We start from the raw sequence: 10,205 nt of genomic DNA on the forward strand, positions 1-10,205 counted from the left end.
TGCCGCGCAGCTTCGCCCGCGCGGCATCGCCGAGTTCCGCGCGCAGGTCGCCGAGGAAGGCCGGCGGGGCGACGAGCAGCAGGCGATGATAGCTGCCCGCCCCGGCCTCCAGCCGCGCGGCCAGGTGGCCCGCGAAGGCCTGCTTGGCGGCGCGGTGCGGATCCGTCTTCGGCTCGATCGCATGGCGCGCCGTGCCGACGCTTTCATGCGCGCGCCCCGGCCGCTCCGTGCCGCGCTCATGCGAGGGGCGGTTGTGGATCTCCTCGGCGGCCTCGGTGCGCTCCTGCCAGCGCCCAAAGGGCGCCTGGCGCTCGAAGACGCGGGCATGCTGCGCATCCGCAACCAGGGCCCACTCGATTTCCGCCGGCATGGCATCCTCCTTCTCATCCGCATTCGGCAACGCAGGCTCGCCCGCGTTTCCCAAGGGCAGGGCAGCACCGCCGGGCACTGCATGCCATGACACGCATCAAGGGATCAGGACGAAGGCACCGCGAACCTCCCCCGCGCGCAGCCGGTCCAGCGCCGCGTTCGCCTGGCCGAGGGGCAGGGCCTCCGTCTCGGTCCGCACCGGCACCTGCGGCGCAAGCGCCAGGAAGGCCTCGCCATCGGCGCGGGTGAGGTTGGCGACGGAGCGCAGGACCCTCTCCTGCCACAGCAGCGCATAGGGGAAGGCGGGGATGTCGCTCATGTGGATCCCGGCGCAGACCACCGTGCCGCCCGGCGCGACCGCGCGCAGCGCGGCCGGCACCAGCGCGCCGACCGGGGCGAAGATGATGGCGGCATCGAGCGGCGCCTGCGGCACCTGGTCCGAGCCGCCGGCCCAGGACGCGCCGAGCGAGCGGGCGAAACCCTGCGCCGCCGTATCGCCCGGGCGGGTGAAGGCCAGCACCTCCCGCCCCTCATGACGGGCAAGCTGGGCGACGATATGGGCCGCCGCCGCGAAGCCGTAGAGGCCGAGGCGCCGGGCATCGCCGGCCAGGCGCAGCGCGCGAAAGCCGATCAGCCCGGCGCAGAGCAGCGGCGCGGCCGCCTGATCCGTGTAGGCGTCGGGGATCCGGAAGCAGAAGCGCGCATCCGCGACGGTGAGCTCGGCATAGCCGCCATCGCGCTGGTAGCCGGTGAAGCGCGCCTCGGGGCAGAGATTCTCGCGCCCCGCGCGGCAGAAGCGGCAGGTGCCGCAGGCGAAGCCGAGCCAGGGCACGCCGACCCGGTCGCCGATCGCGAATCGCGCCACGCCCGGCCCGAGCGCCTCGACCCGACCGATGATCTCATGGCCGGGGATCAGGTCCGGCCGGATGCCGGGCAGTTCGCCATCCACCACATGCAGGTCGGTGCGGCAGACGGCGCAGGCGGCGACGCGCAACAGCACCTCGCCGGGGCCGGGCTTCGGGTCCGGCACCGCGGCGCATTCCAGGCGCCCGGGCGCCCGCCGGAGCAGCATCGCGCGCATGCCCGCAGCATGGCACGCCGCCGCCGGCGCGTGTCAGGCCAGCATGCTCACATGCGCGGCAACCACGCGCCAGCCGAGGCCCGGCAGGCGCACCCAGCTCTGGCTCTGCCGCCCGACCTTGCCGTTGCGGTGGAACAGCGTGTTGGCGGTGGCGAAGTCGCGGCCGTAGGTGGTGATGACGGTGCGATCCAGTTCGCGCGCCAGGCCGACGGAAGGCCGCGCGGCCCGGAAGGCCTGGATCTCGGCGGAGCCGTAGAGGTTCTCGCCGGCGCCGTAGCGGATAGTGTGCGGGCTGTCCCAGAACAGCTCGTCCAGCACGGCGACGTCGTTCGTCACCAGCGCCTGCTCGTAGCGGGCGAAGGCGGCCGAGACCTCGGCATGGGTCTCGGGGTGGTTGATCTCCATTCAGCGCTCCGGCGGGCTGGGTGAGGCGACGACGCCGGCCTGTTCCAGCGCGGCGGCGACGCGGAAGAGGTGATCCTCGCGCCAGGGCGCGGCGATGAGCTGCACGCCGATGGGCAGGCCGTTCGCGGTGCCGGCGGCGGCGGGATCGGCCAGCGGCACGACCATCGCCGGCAGGCCGATGGCGGAGATCGGCTGGCTGAAGGCGCCGAGCGCAGGGCGCAGCGGGATGGCGGCGCCGTCGATCTCGATCATGTCCTGGCCGATCGGCGTGGCGGCGAAGGGCGTGGCGGGGGTGATCAGCACGTCCGCCTCCTCGAACAGCGCCAGCGCCTGGTCGCGGAAGGCGGCGCGGAGGCGCTGCGCCTGCGTCAGCCAATGCGCGGGCAGCAGCGCGCCGGCGAGGAAGCGGTCGCGCGTCATCGGGTCGAAATCGTCGGGGCGCGTGCGAAGGTCCGGCAGGTGCAGGTTCGCGCCTTCCGCCATGGTGATGATCACCGCGGCGGCGCGCACCTGCGCGGCAAACGGCAGCTCGACCCGCGCGGTCGCGTCCAGCGCGCGCGCCACGATCTCCGCGGCGCGAAAACATTCCGGGAGGCCGTTGGCGGCGAAGTGCCCGCCGAGGGTCGCGATGCGCAGGCCCTTCGTGCCGGCGGAGAGGCGGGGCGCCACCGGCTCCTTCACGCGGCGCTGCTGCACGGAATCATGGGAGTCGCTGCCCTGCAGCGCGTCGTAGGCCAGCGCGAGGTCGGCGACGTCGCGCGCGAAGGGGCCGACATGGTCGAAGCTCGCGGCGAAGAGATACGCGCCCTGGCGCGAGAGGCGGCCATAGGTCGGCTTCAGCCCGAAGATGCCGCAGAGCGAGGCGGGGACGCGGATCGAGCCGTTGGTGTCGCTGCCGAGCGAAAGCGGCACCAGCCCCGCTGCGACGGCGGCTGCCGAGCCGCCGGAGGAGCCGCCGGCGATGCGCGTCGTGTCGTGCGGATTGCGCGCCGGGCCGTAATGCGTGTTCTCGGTGGTGAAGCCGAAGGCATATTCGTCCATGTTCAGCGCGCCGACGCAGATCGCGCCCGCGGCGCGGAGCTGACGCAGGAGGAAGGCGTCGCGCGAGGCCGGCGGCGCGCTTTGCTCGATGGTCGAACCGGCGAGCGTGACAACGCCTTCGACGTCAAAAAGATTCTTCGCGGCGAAGGGCACGCCGGCGAGCGGGCCGGGGCTGCGATCCGCGGCGATGGCGGCGTCCACTGCCTTCGCCTCCGCGCGCGCGCGTTCGGCGGTGACGGCGGTGAAGGCGTTGATTGCGGGGCTGCGCGCAGCGATGGCGGCGAGCGTCTGTTCGACCGCCTCGCTCGCGCTGAGGCGGCCTGAACGGATCGCGGCGGCGGTGGCGGCGGCGTTCATCGCGGCGCGGCGACGAAGACCGGGGCGGGCTCGTCGGTCGGGCCGAGCGCGACGCCGTCTACGACCGCCGCGGCGCGCGCGGCGACGCGCAGGTTCTGGACGATGCCGGGCACATGGCGGTCGTGCAGCGTCAGGCCGATCAGCGCGGCGGCCTGGCGTGCATAGGTCTCGAGATCGGGCTCGGGCGGGGTGGTCATGGGGCCGGTCCGTTCGCTTGTGCGCCGCAGCATCCTGCCGAAGCGCCGGCCCGGCGAAAAGGGCTACTCCGGCGCCCCCGCGAAGCCGAGCTGCTTGCGCGTCTCGGTGTCCGAGCGCAGCGTCTGGCGTCGCGTCGCGGCGTTCATCGCCTCGGCGCGCCATTGCGCTACGCGCCTGAGCAGCGCGACGCCGCCGCCCGGCACCGCGCGCGCGACATGCCCGAGCCGCCCACCGCCGAATTTCGCGAAGAGCTCGTCCTGCAGGCAGACGATCGCCTCGAAGCTGCCGGGATTGCCCTGCCGCGCGCCGCGGCCGATCAGCTGGCGGTCGATGCGCGGGCTGTCGTGATACTCGGCGACGATCACATGCAGCCCGCCGAGTTCCTCCACGCCTTCGCCCAGATGAATGTCGGTGCCGCGGCCCGCCATGTTGGTGGCGACGGTGATGCGGCCGCGCTCGCCGGCGCGCGCGACGATCTCCGCCTCCTCCTTGTCGAAGCGGGCGTTCAGCACGGTGTGCGCCAGGCCGCGCGCAGCGAGGCGTTCCGACAGCGCCTCCGAGGCCTCGACGCTCTTCGTGCCGATCAGCACGGGGCGGCCCGTTGCGCTGACCTTGCGCGCGGCCTCCGCCACGGCGTCCCATTTCGACGCCATGTCGCCCAACAACTTCGCGCCGAGATCCTGGCGGCGACTTGGCTTGTTGGTGGGGATGCGCGCGATGGGCAGGCCGTAGACGGCGCGCAGCTCGCCCGCCAGCTCCCAGCCCGTGCCCGTCATGCCGGAGAGGCGCAGGTAGCGGCGGAAGAAGCGCTGATAGGTGATGCGGGCCAGCGTCTCCCGCCTGCCGGTCAGCTCCACGCCTTCCTTCTGCTCGATCAGCTGGTGCAGGCCGCGTTCCCAGGTGCGGCCATCGGCGATGCGGCCGGTGTATTCGTCCACGATCTGCACCTTGCCCTCGGCCACGACATATTGCTGGCCGCGGAGGAAGAGATGCAGCGCGGACAGCGCCTGCTCGGCCAGCTCCTCCCGCGCGCGGCGGATGCCCCAGAGGCCGCCGCGCAGGCGCGTATCCTCCTCCACGCGCGCCTTGCCGGCTTCCGTCAGGCGGATCAGGCGGCGGGCAGGCAGCAACTCGTAATGCTGGCCCTCGGTGAGGCGGGAGGCGACTTCGAGCGCGAGCGCATAGGTCGCGGCCTCGTCGTCGCCCTCGACCTCGGCGGAGATGATCAGCGGCGTCCGCGCCTCGTCCACCAGCACGCTGTCGGCCTCGTCCACGATGGCGAAGCCGAGGCCGCGCAGCAGCAGCGGCTGGGCGAAGCGGTCACGCAGCATCGCCTGCACGGCGCGCCCCGCGCGGTCGCGGCGATGGCCGAGCGCGATGCGGTCGCGCAGGTAGTCGAAGGCGATCTCCTTGTTGGCGCCGTAGGTGATGTCGGCCTCATAGGCCTTGCGGCGTTCGTCCGGCTTCTGGCCGTGGCGGCAGATGCCGACCGTCAGCCCGAACATCTCGTAGAGCGGGCGCACGATCTCCGCATCGCGCTCGGCCAGGTAGTCGTTGACGGTGACGACATGCACCGGCAGGCCGGCGAGCGCGGCGGCGATGGCTGGCGGGCCGGCGGTGATGGTCTTGCCCTCGCCCGTCGCCATCTCCGCGAGCCAGCCTTCCACCAGCGCGCGGCCGCCCATCAGTTGCACGCGGTAGTGGCGCTTGCCCAGCACGCGGCGGCTGCCTTCGCGGGCCAGCGCGAAGCAGCGCACCAGCAGGTCGTCGCGCAGGCCGTGGCGGAGAAAAAGCGGGCGCAGCGCCTGCGCGGCGTCCTTCAGGCGATCGTCGCTCAGCGGCGTTACCTCCGCTTCCGCCGCGTCCACGCGGTCGCAGAATTTCTCGAGCATGCGGCGACGATGGCCGAGGCTGCGCGCCGTCACCTCGCCCCAGGCCATCAGCGCGCGGTCGGCGAGGTTGGGATCGCGTTCGGCGCGTTCGGGATACGGCCCGGACTGGCGTTCCTCGGTGCGCCAGGGCTTGAGCCGTTCGTGGCTCACAGCTGCAGTCGCGCAAGGACCAGTTGGCGGCCGCGGCGCCACCACTGGGCGCCGAGCGGCTCCCAGCCATGGTCGAAGCGCACGAAGACGCGGCTGCCATAGGCCTCGCGCACCAGCCCCTCCGGTAGGGCGAGGTCGAACTGGAACAGGCGCTGCAGCGTGCGCGGCGACTCGCCGCCGGAGGCGGGATCGGAGGCGAAGCGGCCGCCGCCCTCGACCGCGAGCGCGCGGCTCGGCAGGCGGTCGGAGGCGGCCGGGACCTCCCGCACCAGATGCGCGGAGAGTGGTTCCCAGACTCGGCCGGGCAGCTTGATCTCGACCTCGTCCAGCCTTTCGCGCACCAGCTCGATGTCGGCCTGCGGCACGACGACGCGCACCAGGGAGGCGCTTTCCGGCGTGATGAAGCCGATGACGTCGCCGCGCTTCACGTAGCGGCCCGGCAGGTCGCCGGCGCGCGGCACGCGGAAGGTGCCCTCCGCGCCGCTGACCACCTCCAGCGCCGCGAGCTTCTCCTCGGTGCGCGCCAGCTCCTGCGTCTTGAGCGCGATCTCCTGCTGGGTGACGCCGGCCTGCACGCGGTTGGTGAACTGCTCGGAATCCAGGCGCGCGCGCAGCGCCTCGATCTGGGTGCGCAGCACGGCGAGCTCCGCGACGAGGTCCGGATGCTCGGCCTCCACCAGCCGCATGCCCTTGCCCACCTGGCTGCCGGGCGAGACGGCGACCGCGCGGATGAAGCCGTCGCCGCCGGCGCGCACGATCGCCTCCTCCGGCAGCCAGACCACGCCTTCGGAGGTGGTGCGAAGCGGCGCCGGCACGACGGCGAGCAGGAAGGCGGCGGCGGCCAGGCCGCCGAAGGTGATCGCCATCGCACGGCCGCGCTTCAGCTGCAGCTTCGGGCTGGTGCCGACATGCCAGAAGGCCTTCGCCATCGGCCACACGAGGCCCATGACGATGCCGGCGATGGCGACGAGCGCGCCGATGACGAAGAAACGCTCCGCCACGAAGAAGGCGATGCCGAACAGCACGCCGATGCGCCAGGCGTAGGCGGCGGGCGCGTATAGCACGAACCAGAAGCGCTCCCACGGGGTCGCGCTGGGTTCTTCCACATCCGCCCCGAACAGCCTGCGTTCCGCGATCCAGCCCCACCACTTGTTGGCGCGGCCGCCGAGATTCGGGATCTCCAGCAGGTCGCAGGCGATGAAATAGCCATCCAGGCGCATCAGCGGGTTGAGGTTGAAGATCACGGTGGAGACGCCGGCGACCAGCATCACGTTGAAGCACAGCGCGCGCAGCAGCCCGGGCTCCAGCAGCGTCCAGGCGACCATGGCGAGGCCGGCGACGAAGGCCTCCACGATCACGCCCGCCGCGCCGACGCCCGCGCGCCGCCACTTGCTGCGGAAGGCGGCCGAGGCGGTGCCGTCCACATAGGGCACGGGGGCGAGCGCCATGAGCATTACGCCCATCTCGTGCACCTCGCCGCCGCCGGCGCGCGTGGCATAGGCGTGGCCCATCTCGTGCAGCAGCTTCAGCAGCGGGAAGACGATCGCCACCATCAGCAGCCCGTCCGGCGTGAGCACGCGGTCCGCGAGGTTCGCCGTCAGTTCCGGCCAGTGCATGCCGGCGAGCACCGCGCCGGCGCCGACGATCAGCAGCCAGAGCAGCGCGCCGAACTTCGACATCAGCGGCTGCACGAAGGGCAGCGTCGCGAGCAGGAAGCGATCGGGGTCCCAGAGCGGGAACTTCACCGCCAGCGGATTGCCGGCGCGGCCGAGCAGCTTGCGCCGCTTCTGCTTGCCGCGGCGCTGCAGCATCTCCTTCGGGTCGGCGGCGACGTCGGTCTGCAGCAGGTCCGCCGAATGCAGTTGCGAGAGCAGGTTCACCACGGAGGTCTGCGTCGGCGCCTCGTCGCCGAGCTGGTCCACCAGCACCTTCCACAGCTCGTCCACCGTGCGCTGGCCGTCCATCATGCCGGCGAGCTGATAGGCGGAGGGGCTGAAGCGGTGGTAGCGGCCCGAGGCATGGTCCTGCACCACGTACCAGGTGTGGCCGCGATACCGGTGGCGGTGGATCTTCACATGCGGGCGCAGCCGCGGCTTGAGGCGCGCGACGCGGTGCCATTCGGGGCTGAGGAAGGCGTCAGCGGCCATGGCGCGCGCTCTGCCCCCACCCCGACCCTCCCCCGCATGCGGGGGAGGGAGATGTCATGCTCACGGCAGCCATGTCCACAGGCTCATGCGCACCCAGTCAACCAGGCTGCGCGTCCAGATCCAGACCAGCGAGCGGTCCTCGACGGAGAGCTTCGCGACGCCCTCCATCCCCGGGCGCAGCCGGGCCGCGGGATCCGTGACGGCGGCCTCGACGCGGAACACGTTGCGTCCGTCCTGCACATTCGCGACCGGCGTCACCTTGCTGACCGCCACGGGGAAGGACCGGCCCGACAGGCCGGTGAGCACCAGCTCGCCCCCCTGCCCTTCCGCCACGTAGCGCATGTCGCGCTCATCCACCTGCAGGACCACGCGGAAGCCATCGAGCGGCGCGATCTCGAACAGCACCTTCCCGGTCTCGACCGGCGCGCCGAGCTGCTGAGAGAGATCGCCGGAGACGACGATGCCGCTGAAGGGCGCGCGGATCTGGGCGCGCGCCAGCTTGCCCTCCACCAGCGCGAGCTGCGCTTCGGTCTGGCGCACCTGCGCGGCCAGCATGCGCGCCTGGGCGCGGTCCTGCTTGCCCAGCGCCTCCTGGTAGCGCAGCAGCTGCTGCTCGCGCTCCGCCCGCCAGCGCGCGGCTTCCAGCTTCAGCTCGCGGTCGTCGAGCGTGGCGAGCACCTGGCCTTCCTCCACTACGTCGCCGGCACGAGCCGGGGCGGTGGCGACGAATCCTTCGAAGGGCGCGACGGCGGCGCGCTGCACCGATCCCTCGATCGCCGCCTTCGCCGCGACGCGGAACTCGCCGGTCGCCACCGCAAGCCAGGCGCCGAGCGCCAGCGCGGCGGCGAGCGCAAGCTTCAGCGCCGGGCGGCGCGGGCCGAAGACGGCGCGCAGCGCATCGCCGGCCATGGTCGCGATGCGGCCCGTGACGAGCTTCTCGCCCTCGGCCTTGGCCGCGATCAGCGGGCCGAGCGCATGGCCGACCGCTTCCAGCATGCGCAGCGTCGTTGCGTCGAAGGCGTCGCCCTCGCGCTCGAATGTCAGCACGCCGATGGTGCGCGGGCCGGCGGTGAGGGGGATGGACGCCACGGCCGTCGCGCCGGAGAGGCGGGCGAGCTCGGTCGCCGCCACGGCGACGCGCCGCGCGGTCTCGGGCAGGGAGGGCAGCAGCACGGCCGCGTCTTGGTCCAGCACCTCCTCCATCGCCGCCTCGATCGCGGCGACGGTCTGCGCCTTCTCCTCGAACCAGGCGGTGTGGGAGACGGCGACGAGCCGCGCGCCGCGATGCCGCGCGAGGCCGAGGCAGACGCGGCGGCAGTTCAGCCGCGTGGCGAGATCGGTGGCGACGGCGACGGCCGCCGCATGCAGCCGCGCATGCTCGCCGGCGACGGCGGCGACATCGAGGGCGACGGCGGTGCGGCGCAGCTGCTCCGCATCCATGCCGGCCTGGCGGCGTCGGAACAGCGTCTCCAGCCAGCCCGCGCCCCAATGCAGCTGGCGCAGCGCCGCCTGCAGCGCGGCGCCGCTGGCGCGCAGCTCCAGCACCACCGCGCCATGCACGGCGCCGTCGAGTTCCAGCGGATAGGCGACTTCGGAGGCGCCATCGCGGCCGGCCAGCACGACGCCGCGCTTCTCGGCCAGCGCCTGCTGCGCGGTCTTGGCGAGATGCGTGACGTCGCGCGCGCGGTCCGGCCAGATCGCGGCCGGCGTGAAGCGCCCGCGGCCTTCCTGCAGCAGCAGCAGCCCGGCCTGCACATCAGGCACGTTGCGGCACTGGATGGCGAGCCAGGCGTTGCAGAATTCGCTGGCCTGCTTCGCGCCGGCGAAGGAGGCCCAGAGCGCGGCCTCCCCATCCGTCTGCGCGACGAGGCGGAGCTTCGGCTCCGTCCCGCCAGTGCGCCCGATCTCTTCGGCGAAGGACATCGCGCGACCCCTCCGCTCAGGCCACCTGGCCGATCACGACTTCGATGTCGCGATTCGGATCCTCGGGCTGGGCACCTTCGGCGACGAAGCCGACCTGCCAGGAGGAGACGCCCCCGGCCGCCTGGACCGGCGCCTCGAAGCCGGAGAATTCCGCGGCGAGATCCACCACGAACTCCTCCTCATCGGGGGTCTCCAACGCGCTGCGCTTCGCCGCCGGCGCCTGGCTCAGCAGCAGCGTCGAGGCTGCGGGTGCCGGCGCGGCGCCCGTCACTGTCACCGTCACCACCGCGCTGCGGCGCGCGCCCTGCTCGTCGGTGATCGTGTAGGTGAAGCGGTCGGTGCGCACCGCGCCCGGCGCCAGCGCGGCCAGCGTGGCGGAGGCGGTAGGGTCGTAGGTGAGCGTGCCGTCCGGGTTGATGCCGACGGCCGCGCCGAAACGGCTCGTCGTCTGCGCCTCCAGCAGCGTGAGCACCGCGCCGGTGTCCACGTCGCTGTCATTCGCGAGCACGTCGATCACGATCGGCGCCGTGGAGGTCGCGGCGGCGGCATCGGCGGCCGCGCCCCGCGCGTTGTTACGGCCGACCACCAGGATGTGCACCGTCGCGGGCGAGCTTTAGCCATGCTCGTGCACGACGGGGTAGC

General features: G+C 72.9%; 9 protein-coding genes. All 9 read right to left on the minus strand.

Annotated elements, in window-relative coordinates; all coding sequences use genetic code 11:
- The coding region (locus AC1MIR_RS05595; protein ID WP_480027199.1) for a host attachment protein at window positions 1–370 on the minus strand (370 nt) is incomplete at its 3' end.
- Window positions 371–466: 96 nt separating this feature from the next.
- Window positions 467–1,450, minus strand: a complete 984-nt coding sequence (locus AC1MIR_RS05600; RefSeq protein ID WP_480027200.1) for a zinc-dependent alcohol dehydrogenase family protein — start codon at window positions 1,448–1,450, stop codon at window positions 467–469.
- 33 nt (window positions 1,451–1,483) lie between these two features.
- Entirely contained in the window at window positions 1,484–1,855 is a 372-nt protein-coding gene (gene hpxZ / locus AC1MIR_RS05605; protein WP_480027201.1) for an oxalurate catabolism protein HpxZ, read from the minus strand.
- Window positions 1,856–3,253 (minus strand): AtzE family amidohydrolase, encoded by a 1,398-nt coding sequence (locus tag AC1MIR_RS05610; RefSeq protein ID WP_480027202.1) that lies wholly within the window; start codon window positions 3,251–3,253, stop codon window positions 1,856–1,858. It abuts the gene before it with no gap.
- A complete protein-coding gene (locus AC1MIR_RS05615; RefSeq protein ID WP_480027203.1) occupies window positions 3,250–3,450 on the minus strand; it encodes a DUF4089 domain-containing protein in 201 nt (66 codons plus the stop codon). The genes AC1MIR_RS05610 and AC1MIR_RS05615 overlap by 4 nt, the downstream gene beginning before the upstream one ends.
- A 63-nt stretch (window positions 3,451–3,513) precedes the next feature.
- Window positions 3,514–5,493 carry a preprotein translocase subunit SecA gene (locus AC1MIR_RS05620; protein WP_480027204.1) on the minus strand — a complete coding sequence of 660 codons (1,980 nt, stop codon included), beginning with the start codon at window positions 5,491–5,493 and terminating at the stop codon, window positions 3,514–3,516.
- Window positions 5,490–7,640 carry a PqqD family peptide modification chaperone gene (locus tag AC1MIR_RS05625; RefSeq protein ID WP_480027205.1) on the minus strand — a complete coding sequence of 717 codons (2,151 nt, stop codon included), beginning with the start codon at window positions 7,638–7,640 and terminating at the stop codon, window positions 5,490–5,492. Before AC1MIR_RS05625 ends, AC1MIR_RS05620 begins: the two co-directional genes overlap by 4 nt.
- A 60-nt stretch (window positions 7,641–7,700) precedes the next feature.
- Complete coding sequence (locus tag AC1MIR_RS05630) at window positions 7,701–9,563, minus strand: GAF domain-containing protein (protein WP_480027206.1); 1,863 nt, start codon at window positions 9,561–9,563, stop codon at window positions 7,701–7,703.
- Between the two features lie 16 nt (window positions 9,564–9,579).
- Complete coding sequence (locus AC1MIR_RS05635; RefSeq protein WP_480027207.1) at window positions 9,580–10,161, minus strand: Ig-like domain-containing protein; 582 nt, start codon at window positions 10,159–10,161, stop codon at window positions 9,580–9,582.
- Between the last annotated feature and the right edge of the window lie 44 nt (window positions 10,162–10,205).

This window comes from Falsiroseomonas sp. RANM36 (assembly GCF_056682175.1).

What these genes read in the sequence shown, in the direction of transcription:
- AC1MIR_RS05600 (WP_480027200.1), bottom strand. Translation starts at nt 1,450, where the DNA reads ATGCGCGCGATGCTGCTCCGGCGGGCGCCCGGGCGCCTGGAATGCGCC.
- hpxZ (WP_480027201.1), bottom strand. Translation starts at nt 1,855, where the DNA reads ATGGAGATCAACCACCCCGAGACCCATGCCGAGGTCTCGGCCGCCTTC.
- AC1MIR_RS05610 (WP_480027202.1), bottom strand. Translation starts at nt 3,253, where the DNA reads ATGAACGCCGCCGCCACCGCCGCCGCGATCCGTTCAGGCCGCCTCAGC.
- AC1MIR_RS05615 (WP_480027203.1), bottom strand. Translation starts at nt 3,450, where the DNA reads ATGACCACCCCGCCCGAGCCCGATCTCGAGACCTATGCACGCCAGGCC.
- AC1MIR_RS05625 (WP_480027205.1), bottom strand. Translation starts at nt 7,640, where the DNA reads ATGGCCGCTGACGCCTTCCTCAGCCCCGAATGGCACCGCGTCGCGCGC.
- AC1MIR_RS05630 (WP_480027206.1), bottom strand. Translation starts at nt 9,563, where the DNA reads ATGTCCTTCGCCGAAGAGATCGGGCGCACTGGCGGGACGGAGCCGAAG.